At 73.3% G+C, this 14,410-nt stretch carries 13 protein-coding genes; 7 read left to right on the plus strand and 6 right to left on the minus strand.

Annotated features, from left to right (window positions below; genetic code table 11):
* Positions 1–115: 115 nt before the first annotated feature.
* The 3 genes from ACWD5D_RS34810 to ACWD5D_RS34820 form a co-directional block, all read right to left on the minus strand.
* Positions 116–718, minus strand: a complete 603-nt coding sequence (locus ACWD5D_RS34810; protein WP_451376803.1) for an Rv1733c family protein — start codon at positions 716–718, stop codon at positions 116–118.
* A gap of 187 nt (positions 719–905) precedes the next feature.
* Complete coding sequence (locus ACWD5D_RS34815) at positions 906–1,730, minus strand: MOSC domain-containing protein (protein WP_451376804.1); 825 nt, start codon at positions 1,728–1,730, stop codon at positions 906–908.
* Between the two features lie 42 nt (positions 1,731–1,772).
* The gene (locus ACWD5D_RS34820) at positions 1,773–2,213 is read right to left on the minus strand and encodes a DUF6643 family protein (protein ID WP_451376805.1); all 441 of its coding nucleotides are present in this window, start codon (positions 2,211–2,213) and stop codon (positions 1,773–1,775) included.
* A gap of 293 nt (positions 2,214–2,506) precedes the next feature.
* Here ACWD5D_RS34820 and ACWD5D_RS34825 point away from each other — a divergent pair, with 293 nt between their 5' ends.
* The gene (locus ACWD5D_RS34825; RefSeq protein WP_451376832.1) at positions 2,507–3,844 is read left to right on the plus strand and encodes a TerD family protein; all 1,338 of its coding nucleotides are present in this window, start codon (positions 2,507–2,509) and stop codon (positions 3,842–3,844) included.
* A gap of 6 nt (positions 3,845–3,850) precedes the next feature.
* On the opposite strand, the gene ACWD5D_RS34830 is transcribed toward ACWD5D_RS34825, so the two are convergent.
* Positions 3,851–5,026 carry a glycosyltransferase gene (locus ACWD5D_RS34830; protein WP_451376806.1) on the minus strand — a complete coding sequence of 392 codons (1,176 nt, stop codon included), beginning with the start codon at positions 5,024–5,026 and terminating at the stop codon, positions 3,851–3,853.
* 58 nt (positions 5,027–5,084) lie between these two features.
* Between ACWD5D_RS34830 and ACWD5D_RS34835 the strand changes: the two genes are divergently transcribed.
* Both ACWD5D_RS34835 and ACWD5D_RS34840 read left to right on the plus strand, forming a co-directional pair.
* The gene (locus ACWD5D_RS34835) at positions 5,085–5,879 is read left to right on the plus strand and encodes a glutamate racemase (RefSeq protein ID WP_451376807.1); all 795 of its coding nucleotides are present in this window, start codon (positions 5,085–5,087) and stop codon (positions 5,877–5,879) included.
* Between the two features lie 96 nt (positions 5,880–5,975).
* Positions 5,976–6,521 carry a hypothetical protein gene (locus ACWD5D_RS34840; protein WP_451376808.1) on the plus strand — a complete coding sequence of 182 codons (546 nt, stop codon included), beginning with the start codon at positions 5,976–5,978 and terminating at the stop codon, positions 6,519–6,521.
* Between the two features lie 30 nt (positions 6,522–6,551).
* Here the strand turns inward: ACWD5D_RS34840 and ACWD5D_RS34845 are convergent, their stop codons facing one another.
* Positions 6,552–7,514: an O-antigen ligase family protein gene (locus ACWD5D_RS34845; RefSeq protein ID WP_451376809.1), complete on the minus strand. Its 963-nt coding sequence runs from the start codon at positions 7,512–7,514 to the stop codon at positions 6,552–6,554.
* Positions 7,515–7,929: 415 nt separating this feature from the next.
* On the opposite strand from ACWD5D_RS34845, the gene lnt reads away from it, so the two are divergent.
* From lnt to ACWD5D_RS34865, 4 genes are all read left to right on the plus strand, one after another.
* Complete coding sequence (gene lnt, locus ACWD5D_RS34850) at positions 7,930–9,540, plus strand: apolipoprotein N-acyltransferase (RefSeq protein ID WP_451376810.1); 1,611 nt, start codon at positions 7,930–7,932, stop codon at positions 9,538–9,540.
* A gap of 69 nt (positions 9,541–9,609) precedes the next feature.
* Entirely contained in the window at positions 9,610–10,089 is a 480-nt protein-coding gene (locus ACWD5D_RS34855) for an NUDIX hydrolase (RefSeq protein WP_451376811.1), read from the plus strand.
* A 54-nt stretch (positions 10,090–10,143) separates the two neighbouring features.
* Positions 10,144–10,953, plus strand: coding sequence for a 3-hydroxybutyrate dehydrogenase (locus tag ACWD5D_RS34860; RefSeq protein WP_451376812.1), 810 nt, complete (start codon positions 10,144–10,146; stop codon positions 10,951–10,953).
* A gap of 76 nt (positions 10,954–11,029) precedes the next feature.
* On the plus strand, positions 11,030–12,982 hold the full coding sequence (locus ACWD5D_RS34865; RefSeq protein ID WP_451376813.1) for a helix-turn-helix domain-containing protein: 1,953 nt from the start codon (positions 11,030–11,032) through the stop codon (positions 12,980–12,982).
* A gap of 49 nt (positions 12,983–13,031) precedes the next feature.
* On the opposite strand, the gene ACWD5D_RS34870 is transcribed toward ACWD5D_RS34865, so the two are convergent.
* Positions 13,032–14,408, minus strand: a complete 1,377-nt coding sequence (locus tag ACWD5D_RS34870; RefSeq protein WP_451376814.1) for an MFS transporter — start codon at positions 14,406–14,408, stop codon at positions 13,032–13,034.
* Positions 14,409–14,410 lie beyond the last annotated feature (2 nt).

Below are 14,410 nucleotides of genomic sequence, written 5' to 3' on the forward strand. Positions count from 1 at the left end.
CTCCGTCACCGGCGCGCCCTTCGGCTCGCTCGCGTGCGGGTTGATGCCGATAGCGAGTCGGCCGGTCCACCGTAGCGTGCGCGCGGACCATGGGTTGACCAGAGGTGGAAGGCTGTCAGCTGCCCGTGCCCGCCTTGCCCCAGTCCGGACCCGCGCGGTCCCATGCCTGGTCCCAACGCGCATACCGGCGGCGGACCATGCGCCAGACGACCAGCCGGCGGCCGGCCTCGACCAGCCCCGCGGTCGCCAGGGCGGCGCCGATCCCGGCGAGCACCGCGTGTGTCGTCGCCGTGGCCGAGTCCAGCGGGCGGGCCGTTATTCGGCCGTGCGGGTCCGTCCAGAGCTCGAAGTGGTCCCCCCGGTGCGGGGACTGGAGGTTCGCCAAGACCGGGCCGTGCTGCCGGCTGCCGTCCGGTGCGGTCCAGTCGGCCAGGACCCGGCTCTGGATCTTGGCGGCGCTGGTGTCGGGATCGGTCTCGGGCAGGGCGTCGCCCAGCTTGCGGACCACGGTGGCCGTGACCAGATAGCGGGAGCGTCGCTGGTCCGCCACCGACCGTTGCAGGGAGTCCTGGGTGGTGGCACCGACCAGGGAGCCGACCACAGGCGCCGCCACGGCGATCAGCAGCAGCGCCACCAGGGCCAGCCAGGCCTCGGCCAGATCGGTCGCCCGGCGCAGCGGATTGCCACGCCAGCGCCACAGACCGCTCAACACCCGCACGTCCCCCACCCCCTTCGGCTCCGTGACAACCCCCGGCGGAGCCGCTCACCCCGAGGCCCGGCCAAGAGAGAGCGACATCACGTCCGGCCGGTTCCTCTCACGAATCTCTCACATCACCTCAACGACCGTGCGCCGCCTCCGGTTCCCGGCCGAAGGCCAGGACGGCTGGTCGTCTCGCCGCCCGGCACTACGTCAGCACGCGCACCGGATCCCCGACCCGGATCGTGCCGGTGCCGAGGGGCACCAGGTTCTGGCCGAAGAGCAGTTGCCCGTCGCGCTTGCGGTGGCGGGCCAGCGTGTGCAGCGGCTCGCGGCCGCGCACGGCGCTGTCCTGGTCGGTGGTGGTCACGACGCAGCGCCCGCAGGGCTTGGCGACGCGGAAGGCGACCTCGCCGACGCAGATGCGCGACCAGTGGTCCTCCGCCCATGCCTCGGTGCCCGCCACGACCAGGTTCGGCCGGAAACGGTTCATGGGCAGAGGGCCCTCATCGGCGTGGTCGCCTTGTGCCAGCAGGGAGTTCAGGGCGTCGAGGGAGGCGAGCGTGGTGACGAGGAGGGGGTATCCGTCGGCCAGGCTCACCGTCTCGCCGGGCAGCGCGTAGGCAGGGTCGACGGGGCGGCGCGTGGCCGGGTCGTCGAGGTGGACCAGGCGGACGTCCGCCCCCACGTACGCCGCACACCAGTCGTGGGCGGCGTCGCAGGCCGCGACCGCCTCCACCTCGGTGCCGAAGATGTCGATGACCACCGTCGGCGCCGGCCCCGGTACGGGCACCGTCAGCGGTGCCCTGCCGGGTGCGGACAGCAGAAGGCCGCCGCCGGGCAGGAGCTCGGCGGCGGCCGACGCGAGACGTGGCTGCTCGCGCTGGGTGACGACCCTTCCCCCATGGTCGACAAGTGCCCAGCGCCGGTCCCCGGCCAGCCCCCAGGGCTCTACCGCGGCCTGCCGTGGCGACAGGCCGCGGAGCGCCTTGACCGGATGGACGTGGACCGAGTGCAGCGTCGCGTTCCCCATGAGGCCACCCTGTCAGGTGACGCGGCGGCCGGGGCGCGCAGGTCAGTAGCCGCGGTACTGCTGGTTGTTGTACGGGTCCTGGTAGGGAGCCTGCGGGGGCCGCGGCGCGGCCGGACGCATGGCCTCGTATCCCGTGCCCGTGCCGGTGGCCATCGGACGCTGCATCGGAGCCTGCTGCGCGGCGTAGCCGCGGGGCGCGCCGGCCTGCTGCGGGATGTACGCCGTGGGCGCCTGCTGGAGCGGGGCGGGCTGCGGCGCCTGCGGGTAGCCGTACGCGGGAGCCTGCGGAGACGGAGCCGCCGGGAGGGCGGGCAGCGCCGAGGGCAGGGCAGGGAGGTTGCTTGCCGACTCGTAGGCGGCGGGAACCCGGATCGGGGCGATCTGCGGGGTGCCCCGTTCGGCCACGAGCGAGTCGTAGATCGGAGTGTCCGGGAAGGAGGCGGAGTAGTAGCCGCCACCATAAGTGGAGCGGGGGGAGGTCATGGCACATAAGTTAAGCCCACGATGTGCTGGTTGGGGAGACCGATAAGAGGGTTGTTTTCCGTGTCGGCAGTGACCTGGCATCCCCAATACGAGCGAACTTGGCAAAAATGGACGCCGCAGCCCGTTTGGATCGTGTAAAGGCCAAGTTCCGGCAGGGTTACCGGCGGTTGACCGGCGATCTTCCTGTGCCGGTCCTGGGAGTTCGCTGCGGCCCGGAATACGTTGGGCGGGTAGGGATGACCATGGCGACCGGGAGCATCCGGGACGCCGGAAGCGAGGGGGCCGACATGTCAATGCCGAAGGGATCGAACGCTCCGGTGCCGACCGCCGCGCTGCGCGTCGAGATGTGCTGGCGCCCGGGACCCGGCGTGCCCGACGCGGACGCCTCGGCGCTGTTGCTCGCGGCCGGAAAGGTCCGCTCCGACGGGGACTTCGTCTTCTACAACCAGCCCGCCCACTCCTCCGGCGCGGTCCGCCACGAGGGCAAGCGCCATGCCGGCGACCGCGTGAGCGACACCCTTCTCGTGGACCTCGCGCGCGTGGAGGGCGCCATCGAGCGGATCGTCCTCGCGGCCTCCGCGGACGGCGGGACCTTCGGACAGGTCCCGGGCCTCGCCATCGAGGTGACCGACGCGGCCACGGGCGCCGTGGTCGCCCGCTTCGACAGCCCGGGCGCGAGCGTGGAGACGGCCTTCGTGCTCGGCGAGTTGTACCGCCGCCAGGGCGGCTGGAAATTCCGCGCCGTGGGTCAGGGGTACAGCAGCGGACTCGAGGGCCTGGCAACGGACTTCGGCATCACCGTCGACGAACCCCAGCACGCTGCCGCGCCGCCCGCTCCGATGCCCGCACCTTCCGTGACCGCACAGTCACCGGCCGCCGCGCCGCCTTTGCCGCCGGTCGCCCCGACGGCCCCGCCGCCGTCGGCCGCCCCGCTGACCCACCTGCCTCCGCCGCCCCCGGGAGCGACTCCCGCGCCGCTGCCCCCGCCACCCTCGGCGCAGCCGGTCCGTCTCTCCAAGATCACGCTCACCAAGGCCGCACCGTCCGTCTCGCTGGCCAAGCAGGGCGGTACGTCCGGAGCCATGCGGGTCAACCTCAACTGGCAGGTGCGCAAGCAGTTCCCGGGCTGGGGCGGCCGCCGGGGCGGCCAGGGAGACCTCGACCTCGACCTGGGCGCCCTGTATGAACTCGCCGACGGCCGCAAGGGCGTCGTACAGGCCCTCGGCAGCGCCTTCGGCTCACTGAACCGTCCGCCGTACATCCACCTCGACGGCGACGACCGCACCGGTGCCATGGCGAGCGGCGAGAACCTCACCATCAACCTCGACCACACCCGGGATTTCCGCCGCATTCTCGTCTTCGTCACCGTCTACGAAGGCGCCAGCTCCTTCGCCGACCTGCACGCCACCGTGACCCTCCAGCCGCAGCACGGCGCCCCGATCGAGTTCTCGCTGGACGAGTGCACGGTCCCCTCCCCGGTGTGCGCGCTCGCGCTGATCACCAACACGGGCAGTGACCTCGTCGTGCAGCGCGAGGCGCGATACCTGGTGCCGGAGCGTGGGGTGAGTCCGCAGCGGACCATGGACCGCGCCTACGGATGGGGCATGAACTGGACGCCCGGCCGCAAGTGACCCGGCTCAGCCCTCGTCGGGCACGGCCTTCGGGCGCGTGTACGTGCGGCCCTTCCAGGCGGCGCCCCGGCCCCGGTAGTGCTGCACGGCGGAGTCGACCGTCATCAGGAGGTAGAGGAACGCGGTGAAGGGCAGCAGGGGAGCGAGCCACAGCGGCTGCCGGTAGTAGCGGAGCATCGGCACGTACGTCGCCGCCATGAGCGCCCACGCCGCCGCGCCGGCGATCGCCGTCACCGCGTCGCCCGTGACGGCGCCCGTCACCACCGCCGCGGGCGGCACCAGATACACCAGGGCGAGTCCGGCGACCGTCCCCAGGAGCAGCAGGGGGTTGTGCCGCAGCTGGGCGTACGCGCTGCGCGAGACCATCTGCCACAGATCGTGCAGCCGCGGGTAGGGGCGTACGCTGTCCACCCGCTCGGCCAGCCCCAGCCAGACGCGGCCTCCGACGCCCTTCACCGCGCGCGCGAGCGCCACGTCGTCGATGACGGCGTGCCGGATGGCGTCCGGGATCCGCGCCCGCTCGGCCGTCTCCGCCCGCAGCAGCACACAGCCGCCCGCCGCGGCCGCCGTACGCGACCCCTTCCTGCCGATCCGGCGGAACGGGTACAGCTGCGCGAAGAAATAGACGAACGCCGGGACCACGAGCCGCTCCCATCGGCTCTCCACCCTCAGCCGCGCCATCTGCGACACCACGTCGAAGCCGCCGGTACGGGCCGCCGCCACCAGCTCGCGCAGGCTGTCCGGGGCGTGCGCGATGTCCGCGTCCGTCAGCAGCAGGTACTCGGGGCCGCGCGCGCGTGCCAGTCTGACCCCGTGCCGCACCGCCCACAGCTTGCCCGTCCAGCCCGCGGGCGGCTCCCCGGGGGAGGCCACCGTGAGCGGCAGCCCGCCGTGCCGCCGGGACAGTTCCCGGGCCAGGTCCCCGGTGCCGTCGGTGCTCCCGTCGTCCACGAGGACGATCTCCGCCCGCCCGGGATAGTCCTGGGCCAGCAGCGAGGGCAGACTCGCGGGCAGGACGGCCGCCTCGTCACGGGCCGGGACGACCACGCACACCGAAGGCCACGACTCCGGCTCCCGGCGCTGCGGCAGCCGGACGTCCGTGCGCCAGAAGAAGCCCTGGCACAGCAGCAGCCAGCACCAGGCGGCGAGGGATGCGACAGTCGTCCACACGATGGCGCTCACGGCCCGAAGTCTGCCCCACCGGACGGGCCCGCAGGGGACGATCGTCTATCGTGGCCGGGTGAAGATCGCGCTCATGGACTCCGGAATCGGCCTTCTGGCGGCCACCGCCGCGGTACGGCGCCTGCGGCCCGACGCGGATCTCATCCTCTCCCTCGACCCCGACGGCATGCCCTGGGGGCCGCGTACCCCCGACGACCTCACCGGGCGGGCCCTGGCCGTCGCGGAGGCCGCGGCGGCCCGGCGGCCCGACGCCCTGATCGTCGGCTGCAACACCGCCACCGTGCACGCCCTGCCCGCCCTGCGCGACCGCCTGGAACCCGGTATCCCGGTCATCGGCACGGTGCCGGCGATCAAGCCGGCCGCCGCGGGTGGCGGTCCCGTCGCCATTTGGGCGACCCCCGCCACCACCGGCAGCCCGTACCAGCGCGGACTCATCGCGGACTTCGCGGACGGCGTCCCGGTCAGCGAGGTGCCCTGCTGGGGGCTCGCCGAGGCCGTGGAGCACGCGGACGAGGAGGCCATCGACGCCGCCGTCGCCGCCGCTGCCGCGCTCACCCCGCAGGACGTGACGACCGTCGTCCTGGGCTGCACCCACTACGAGCTGGTGGCGGAACGTATCCGCACCGCCGTGCAGCGCCGCGGCGGCTCCTCGCTCGTCCTGCACGGCTCCGCCGGAGCCGTGGCCGCCCAGGCCCTGCGCCGTCTCGGCGAGCTGCCCGCCCCCGACGCGCCGGCCGAGGGCACCCTGACCGTGCTGCTGAGCGGCCGCGAGGGCGAGCTGCCCGCGCCCGCGCTGCACTACGCCGAGGGGCTGCTGCTGCCCGCCGTCGGCCCGCTGGCCGACCAGCGCTGACGGGGCGGGCCGCCGGCCGGCCCCGCCGGCCCGGCCGGAGCAGTCACCGTCCGCGAGCAGGTACCCGCGCAGCGAAACCTGAGTAACCTCGTAGACATGAGGGACCACCGCGACGCCGAGGACCTTCCCCACCCCGACGTATGGACCGGGCGTGCCACCAACCGTGTGCAGTGGCTGCTGGCGCTGGTCGGCGCGGCCTGCATGGCGCTCGGCATCGAGCTGGCCGTGGACGCGCCCTGGACCTCGGGCACCGCCCCGCTGGTGATGGCCGTCGTCGGCTGCATCGCGGCCGGCCTCCTGGTGCTCTTCGGCACACTCGCCTTCGTGCACGTCGACCTCAGACTCGACGAGGAATGCCTCGAGGTGCGCTGCGGCCACATCGGCGTGCCACGCCGCCGCATCCCGCTCTCCCAGGTCGCCGGCGCCGACTTCATCCCGCACGTCACCCCGCGCCAATGGGGCGGATGGGGCTACCGCTGGCGCCCCGAGAAGGGCACCGCGGTCGTCGTACGCCGGGGCGAGGGCATCGCGCTCAGCCTGTGGGACGGCCACACGTTCACGATCACCGTGGACGACGCGGAGTCGGCGGTACGGGTCATCAGGGCCCGGCTGCGGACGATCACGCCCGGTACGGCAGCCTGACGCAGGGCGGCGGGCCGAGGCCGCGGCTCCTCAGGCAGTCGCCTCCTCACCGGCCCACGGCCGTGCCGTCGCCCAACCGGCCAGCAGCCCCGCCCCCGCGGCCACCGTCGTGAAGCTCAGCGCGTCGCCCACCGAGGCGATCGCGGCGAGCGCGGTGAGCGCCGCGCCCGCGGTCAGGGCGACCGGGGTCGGGCGTGGGGTGCGCCACAGGGCGTGCAGGACCCAGCAGAAGGTGGCCGCGAGCAGGAGCACACCCACCACGCCCTGCTCCGCCGCCTGCTGGAGCGGCGCCGAGTGCGGCTTGCCGTCGGGCAGCGCCCCCGTCCCGCCGGCGCTCAGCTCACCGAAGCGGTCGGGGCCGACTCCGGCCCCCGGGGCGCTGCCGGCCATCCGCAGAGCGTCCTGCCACAGCCCGAGCCGGTGCGGGGCGAACCGGCTCTCGAGCGCGGCGCCGAGATCACCGGGCAGGGCGCCCGCCGCGACCGCCCACACGGCTCCGGCCGTCACCGCCGCCACCAGCGCCAGGCCTGTGATGCCGACGCCCCGGTGGTGCATCGAGCCCGCGGCGAGCGAGCACAGCAGCACGGCGGCACTGGCCAGACAGCCGGCGGGCGACCCCGCGGCGGCGCCGGTCAGCGCCACGGCGACCGCGAGCACCCGCAGGCCGAGCCGGAGCGCCGGTACGGAGGTCGCCCAGGCCGCGCAGCACGCCGCACCCGTGGCCAGCGCCAGCAAGGCGGCACTGGCACCGGCCTGTCCGAGCGGGGCGACGTACCCGTGCCCGGGCAGGGCATCGGGCATCAGCACGGCCAGCACGAGCCCGGCCGCCGCCCCCACACCGGGCGCGGCCACCGGCAGCAGCGCCCCGGAGATCCTTCCCACGGCGTAGCCGGCGGCCGTGGCGAGCACCGCGAGCAGCGCACCCTCCGGCCGTCCGTCGTGGACCGCCGCCGTGATCAGCGACCATGCGGCGCAGGCCCCCAGAAGGATCATGCCCGCCCCGTCAGAAACGTTTCGCCCGGCTCGGTCCGCGTCCGCACCCGTCGCGGACCTCATCCCCGTCGACCCCACCCGTCGCCCCTCGTACCCGGCCCCCGTGCTGTGGCACACCCCAGCCGCACGCACCGGCACCCGCCGCACCGCCGGGGCTGGCCACACCGTAACGGCTGGTCGCCGGTTTGTGGACGAGTTGCTCGGGATCGTCTCGATTCCCGCAGGACCTCGGCACGTCTGCCCGGCCGTGCGCGCCCCGCGCCCGGCGTGCCGCCGCCCTGCGCGCGACCGCACCCCGGTCCGGTCCGGCCGGGGAAACGTCGCGCTTCCGCGCAGGTCGGCCGCGCTGCCCGTACCGTCGGCGGCGAGCCGACCGTGCTGTCGGTGGCGAGGCGCGCCACCGTACACTCCCCGGGTGACCGTCACCGCAACTTCCGTGGACCAGCCGGACCAGCTGCAGCCGCCCTCCGCACCGAGCGCGCGCGGTCGTTGGTTCGTGCGTCTGGTCCCGGCCCTCGCCTCCGCGCTCTGCGGAGTGCTCCTGTACGTCAGCTTCCCGCCGCGCACCCTGTGGTGGCTGGCCCTGCCCGCCTTCGCCGGATTCGCCTGGGTGCTGCGCGGCCGCGGCTGGAAGGCGGCGCTCGGTCTCGGCTACCTCTTCGGGCTCGGCTTCCTGCTGCCGTTGCTGGTGTGGACCGGCGTGGAGGTCGGTCCCGGGCCCTGGCTCGCACTGGTGGCCATCGAGGCGATCTTCGTCGCACTGGTCGGTGTCGGCATCGCGGCGGTGTCCAGGCTGCCCGCCTGGCCGGTGTGGGCGGCAGCCCTGTGGATCGCCGGAGAAGCGGTACGCGCACGCGTACCGTTCCGCGGCTTCCCCTGGGGCAAGATCGCCTTCGGGCAGGCGGACGGCGTCTTCCTGCCGCTCGCCGCGGTGGGCGGCACCCCGGTGCTCGGTTTCGCGGTCGTGCTGTGCGGCTTCGGCCTGTACGAGGCCGGGCGCCTGATCGCCGAGCGGCGCCGTACGCAGGCGTTCCGGAAGCCGGCCGCGGCCGTCGCACTGCTCAGCGTCGCCATGCCGGTCGTCGGCGCGGTCGCCGCACGAGGGCTGGTCAGCGACAAGGCCGAGGACGGCACCGCGACGGTCGCGGTCATCCAGGGCAACGTGCCGCGCGCCGGTCTGGAGTTCAACGCCCAGCGGCGCGCGGTTCTCGACTACCACGCGCGCGAGACACTCAAGCTCGCCGCCGACGTGAAGGCCGGCAAGGTCCCGAAGCCCGACTACGTGCTGTGGCCCGAGAACTCCTCGGACATCGACCCCTTCGCCTACCCCGACGCGGCCGCCGTCATCGAGGGCGCGGCCAAGGCGGTCGGTGTACCCCTCTCGGTCGGCGGAGTCGTCGAGAGCGACGGCAAGCTGCTCAACGAGCAGATCCTCTGGGACCCGGCCAAGGGGCCGGTCCAGACCTACGACAAGCGGCAGATCCAGCCGTTCGGCGAGTACCTCCCGCTGCGCGGGCTCGTCGGCGCGATCAACAAGAACTGGACCGGCATGGTCCGCCAGGACTTCAGCCGGGGCACCGAGCCGGGCGTGTTCGACATCCACGGGACCAAGGTCGGCCTCGCCACCTGCTACGAGGCCGCTTTCGACTGGGCCGTTCGCGACACCGTCACGCACGGCGCGGAGATGATCTCCGTACCGAGCAACAACGCCACCTTCGACCGCAGCGAGATGACCTACCAGCAGCTCGCCATGTCCCGTATCCGCGCGGTCGAACACAGCCGGACCGTGACGGTGCCCGTCACCAGCGGAGTCAGCGCGGTGATCATGCCGGACGGGCGGATCACCCAGAAGACCGGCATGTTCGTGCCCGCCTACCTGGTCCAGAAGGTCCCGCTGCGCACCTCCGAGACGCCCGCGACCCGGATGGGCATCCTGCCCGAGATGGCCCTGGTGCTGGTTGCCGCGGGCGGGCTCGGCTGGGCGATCGGGTCCGGGATCCGGGCCAGGCGCACGGGTGACGCGTAACCTTTCGCCCCTCGACGGCCCGGCGACGCCCGCCTGAAGTGCCGGAACCGGCCCGTTAGGGTCGTTCCCATGGCTACTCCTGACTTCATCCGCACGATCAGGGCCTCCGCGGGCCACCAGTTGCTGTGGCTCCCCGGCGTCAGCGCGGTCGTCTTCGACGACCAGGGCCGAGTCCTGCTGGGGCAGCGTGCGGACAACCACAAGTGGGCCCTGCTCTCCGGCATCCCGGAGCCCGGGGAGCAGCCGGCCGCCGCCGCGGTGCGCGAGGTCTACGAGGAGACCGCTGTTCGTTGCGTCCCCGAGCGGATCGTCATGGTGAAGTCCAGCGAGCGTGTCACCTTCGGAAACGGCGACATCTGCCAGTTCATGGACATCACCTTCCGCTGCCGGGCCGTCGGCGGGGAGGCGCGCGTCAACGACGACGAGTCGCTGGACGTCGGCTGGTTCGAAGTGGACGCACTGCCGCCCATGGACGAGCGCCATCTCTTCCGGATCAAGCAGGCCATGTCAGATGAACCCACATGGTTTGACCCCACGACTTTTGAATGAAGTATGGGGCGTGACCACATGTAGTGGGGAGGGAGTGCTCCTTAGGGTCGATACATGACCCAGCCCAGCGCCCTGCCTGGCCACCACAGCCCCTCGCTCGACCTCGGCGGCCGCACCGCCCTCGTCACGGGCGCCGCAAGCGGCATCGGCCGCGCCTGCGCGCTGCGGCTCGCAGCCGCCGGGGCCCAGGTCAGAGCCGTGGACCGGGACGCCGAGGGCCTCGCCGAGCTGGTCGAGGCGGCCAAGGCAGCGGGCGACCTCGCGGGCACGGTCGAGCCGCACGTCCTCGACCTCACCGACCTCGACGCCGCCGAAGAGGCGGCCTCCGGCGCCGACGTCCTGGTCAACAACGCCGGCCTCCAGCTGGTCCGCCCCCTGGAGGAGTTCCCGCCCGAGGTCTTCCACACCGTGCTCACCGTGATGCTGGAGGCCCCCTTCCGGCTCATCCGCGGTGCCCTCCCGCACATGTACGCGCAGGGCTGGGGCCGGATCGTCAATGTGTCCTCCGTCCATGGGCTGCGCGCCTCGGCCTTCAAGGCCGCCTATGTGGCCGCAAAACACGGTCTCGAAGGACTCTCCAAGACGGCCGCCCTGGAAGGTGCCCCCCATGGTGTGACCTCGAACTGTGTGAACCCGGCCTATGTGCGCACCCCACTGGTCGAGAAGCAGATTGCCGACCAGGCACGGGCCCACGGCATCCCCGAGGAACGCGTGCTGTCCGAGATCCTCCTCAAGGACAGCGCCGTCCGGCGGCTGATCGAGCCGGAGGAGGTCGCCGAGGCCGTCGCCTACCTGTGCGGCCCGCACGCGTCGTTCGTCACCGGCACCTCGCTGGTACTCGACGGCGGCTGGACAGCCCACTGAACAGGCCCGAGGCGCCCGGCGGCGAAGTTGTCCACAGGCCTGCCGCAGCGGGCGGCCGATGCGGAATCCTGTGACCATGCCTCTCGATCACGTCCAGCCCGCCGAGCGCCCCGCCACCGGGAGCGCCGACGGGGAGTCCGACGGCGATGCGCAGGCGCCGTACCTCGCGCTGCTGGCCCGCGACGCCTCCGTGGAGGCCTACGAGCAGCCGCTGCTGCGCGCCCGCGCCGAGGGACTGCCGGCCGACCGGGTCGCGGCCCTCGAACAGGCCAAGCTCCTCGCCCTGCGCGTCCGCTCCGAACTGGAGGGGCGCCGACGACGCGAGGCGGAACTGTCCGCGCTCTTCGAGACCGCCCACGACCTGGCAGGACTCAGGGACGTGGACGCCGTCCTCCAGGCGATCGTGCAGCGCGCCCGCTCCCTGCTCGGCACGGACATCGCCTACCTCAGTCTCAACGACCCGGCGCGCGGCGACACCTACATGCGGGTCACCGAAGGCTCCGTCGCCGCCCGCTTCCAGCAGCTGCGCCTCGGGATGGGAGAGGGGCTCGGCGGTCTCGTCGCCCAGACGGCGCGGCCGTACGTCACGGACGACTACTTCAAGGACAGCCGCTTCCAGCACACTCTCGCGATCGACGCCGGTGTGCGCGACGAGGGTCTGGTCGCCATTCTCGGTGTCCCGCTGATGCTCGGCCCGCACGTCATCGGCGTCCTGTTCGCCGCGGACCGGCGCGCCCGCGTCTTCGAACGCGAACAGATCGCCCTGCTCGGCTCCTTCGCCGCCCTCGCCGCCACCGCCATCGACACCGCCAACCTGCTCACCGAGACACGCGCCGCCCTGGCCGGGCTCGAGCGCGCCAACGAGATCATCCAGGACCGCAGCGCGGTCATCGAGCGCGCCTCAGACGTGCACGACCGGCTCGCCGAACTCGTCCTGCGCGGCGGCGGGGTCCACGACGTGGCCGCGGCCGTCTCCCAGGTCCTCGACGGCACGGTCGAGTTCACCGAGACCGGTACGGCACCGGCCGGCGCGCTGAAGGCGTCCAGCACCGAGGGACACGCCGTACCGCACGGTGACGACTGGATCGCCGCGGTCGCCGCGGGCGGGGAACTCCTCGGCGCGCTCGCCCTGCGCGGCCACCCGGACCTGGACCCCGTCGACCAGCGCACCCTGGAACGCGCGGCGATGGTCACCTCGCTGCTCCTGCTCGCCCGCCGCTCCGCCGCCGAGGCCGAACAACGCGTCCGGGGCGAGCTGCTGGACGACCTCCTGGACGCCCACGACCGGGACCCGCGCCTGCTCCGCGAGCGTGCCAGACGGCTGCACGCCGACCTGGACGCCACCCACGTCGTCCTCGCGGCCCGCCTCGACGGCCCCGCGGCCGACGCCGAGGAGGAGGCCGCCGCCCGCCGCCGGCTGTGGTCCGCCGCCTCCCACCTGGCCGCCACCCGGCAGGGCCTGGCCGCCGCCCGCGACGGCGGCACGGTCCTGCTGCTGCCGCTCGGCACCCGCGACAGCGCCACCGACCTGGCCCGCCGCACCGCCCGCGACCTGGGCACCGCCGTCCACCAGCCGGTCACCGTCGGCGCCTCCGCACCTGTCACCGACCTCGCAGCCCACCCCGACACGGTGGCCGCCGCCTACACCGAGGGACGCCGCTGCCTGGACGCCCTCCACCTGCTGGGCCGCGGCGGAGACGGCGCGGCGGCCGAGGACTTCGGCTTCCTCGGCCTGCTGCTCGCCGGCGAACGCGACATCGGCGGCTTCGTGGAGCGCACCATCGGCCCGGTCGTCGCCTACGACAGACGCCGGGGCACGGACCTGCTGCGCACCCTGGACGCCTACTTCGCCTGCGCGATGAGCCCGGCCCGCACCAAGGACGCCCTCCACGTGCACGTGAACACCGTCGCGCAGCGGTTGGAGCGCGTGGGCCGGCTGCTCGGCGCGGACTGGCAGTCGCCGTCCCGCGCCCTGGAGATCCAACTGGCCCTGCGCCTGCACTGGTTGGCGACGCCAGAACGCCACTGACCGGCTCCCGCGCGGGGAGCCGGTCAGCACACAGGAAGTGGCGGCCCGGTCAGGCCGTACGTGCCCCGGTCGTCGGGCTCGCCGCGGTGCCCTCCCCGACGACGTCCTCCACCTGGGCGAGATCACGGTGCCGGGTCTCCCGGGCCACGCCCACCGCGACCAGGGTCAGGACGGCGGCCGCGATCACGTACAGGGCGATCGGCGTGGAGCTGTCGTACTCGGAGAGCAGGGCGGTGGCGATGAGCGGGGCGGGCGCACCGGCCGCCACCGAGGCGAACTGGGCGCCGATGGAGGCACCGGAGTAGCGCATCCGGGTCGCGAACATCTCGGCGAAGAAGGCGGCCTGGGGCGCGTACATGGCGCCATGCAGCACCAGGCCGACGGTCACCGCCAGGATGAGGTACCCGAACGACCCGGTGTCGACGAGCGAGAAGAACGGGAACATCCACAGGCCGATCCCGGCCGCGCCGAGCAGATACACGGGCCGCCGTCCGACGCGGTCGGAGAGCGCGCCCCAGGCGGGGATCACGGCGAAGTGCACGGCGGAGCCGATGAGGACCGCGTTGAGCGCGGTCTGCTTCGAGACGCCGGCGGACGTCGTGGCGTAGACGAGGATGAAGGCCGTGATGACGTAGTAGCTGATGTTCTCCGCCATGCGGGCACCCATCGCGACCAGCACGTCACGCCAGTGGTACCGCAGCACGGAGACGAGCGGCAGCTTCTCCTCGCCACCGTCCTGCCGCGACTCGGCCCGCGCCAGCGCCTCCTTGAAGACAGGCGATTCATCGACAGACAGACGAATCCACAAACCGACCATCACCAGCACACCGGAGAGCAGGAACGGGATCCGCCAGCCCCAACTGCCGAAGGCGTCGTCCGACAGCACGGCGGTGAGCAGGGACAGCACACCGGTCGCGAGCAACTGCCCGGCCGGCGCGCCGGTCTGCGGCCACGCCGCCCAGAAGCCGCGCCGCCGGGCGTCCCCGTGCTCGGACACCAGCAGGACGGCACCGCCCCACTCACCACCGAGCGCGAACCCCTGCACGAGCCGCAGCACCGTCAGCAGCACCGGCGCCGCGCTCCCGATGGTCGCGTGCGTGGGCAGCAGACCGATGGCGAAGGTGGCCCCGCCCATCAGCAGCAGACTCAGTACCAGCAGCTTCTTGCGCCCCAGCCGGTCACCGTAGTGCCCGAACACCAGCGCCCCGAGCGGCCGGGCCGCGAATCCGACCGCATACGTCAGGAATGACAACAGCGTCCCGACCAGCGGGTCCGAGTCAGGGAAGAACAGCTTGTTGAACACCAGAGCTGCGGCGGACCCGTACAGGAAGAAGTCGTACCACTCGATGGTGGTGCCGATGAGGCTGGCGGCGACGATGCGGGGGAGCTTCGCCGGGGGCGGGGGAGCGGTTGCTGGGGAGGCCATGT

The organism is Streptomyces sp. NPDC002520, from assembly GCF_053595235.1.

What these genes read in the sequence shown, in the direction of transcription:
- ACWD5D_RS34860 (WP_451376812.1), top strand. Translation starts at nt 10,144, where the DNA reads ATGACCCAGCCCAGCGCCCTGCCTGGCCACCACAGCCCCTCGCTCGAC.
- ACWD5D_RS34855 (WP_451376811.1), top strand. Translation starts at nt 9,610, where the DNA reads ATGGCTACTCCTGACTTCATCCGCACGATCAGGGCCTCCGCGGGCCAC.
- ACWD5D_RS34840 (WP_451376808.1), top strand. Translation starts at nt 5,976, where the DNA reads ATGAGGGACCACCGCGACGCCGAGGACCTTCCCCACCCCGACGTATGG.
- ACWD5D_RS34815 (WP_451376804.1), bottom strand. Translation starts at nt 1,730, where the DNA reads ATGGGGAACGCGACGCTGCACTCGGTCCACGTCCATCCGGTCAAGGCG.
- ACWD5D_RS34865 (WP_451376813.1), top strand. Translation starts at nt 11,030, where the DNA reads ATGCCTCTCGATCACGTCCAGCCCGCCGAGCGCCCCGCCACCGGGAGC.
- ACWD5D_RS34870 (WP_451376814.1), bottom strand. Translation starts at nt 14,408, where the DNA reads ATGGCCTCCCCAGCAACCGCTCCCCCGCCCCCGGCGAAGCTCCCCCGC.
- ACWD5D_RS34825 (WP_451376832.1), top strand. Translation starts at nt 2,507, where the DNA reads ATGCCGAAGGGATCGAACGCTCCGGTGCCGACCGCCGCGCTGCGCGTC.
- ACWD5D_RS34820 (WP_451376805.1), bottom strand. Translation starts at nt 2,213, where the DNA reads ATGACCTCCCCCCGCTCCACTTATGGTGGCGGCTACTACTCCGCCTCC.
- ACWD5D_RS34845 (WP_451376809.1), bottom strand. Translation starts at nt 7,514, where the DNA reads ATGATCCTTCTGGGGGCCTGCGCCGCATGGTCGCTGATCACGGCGGCG.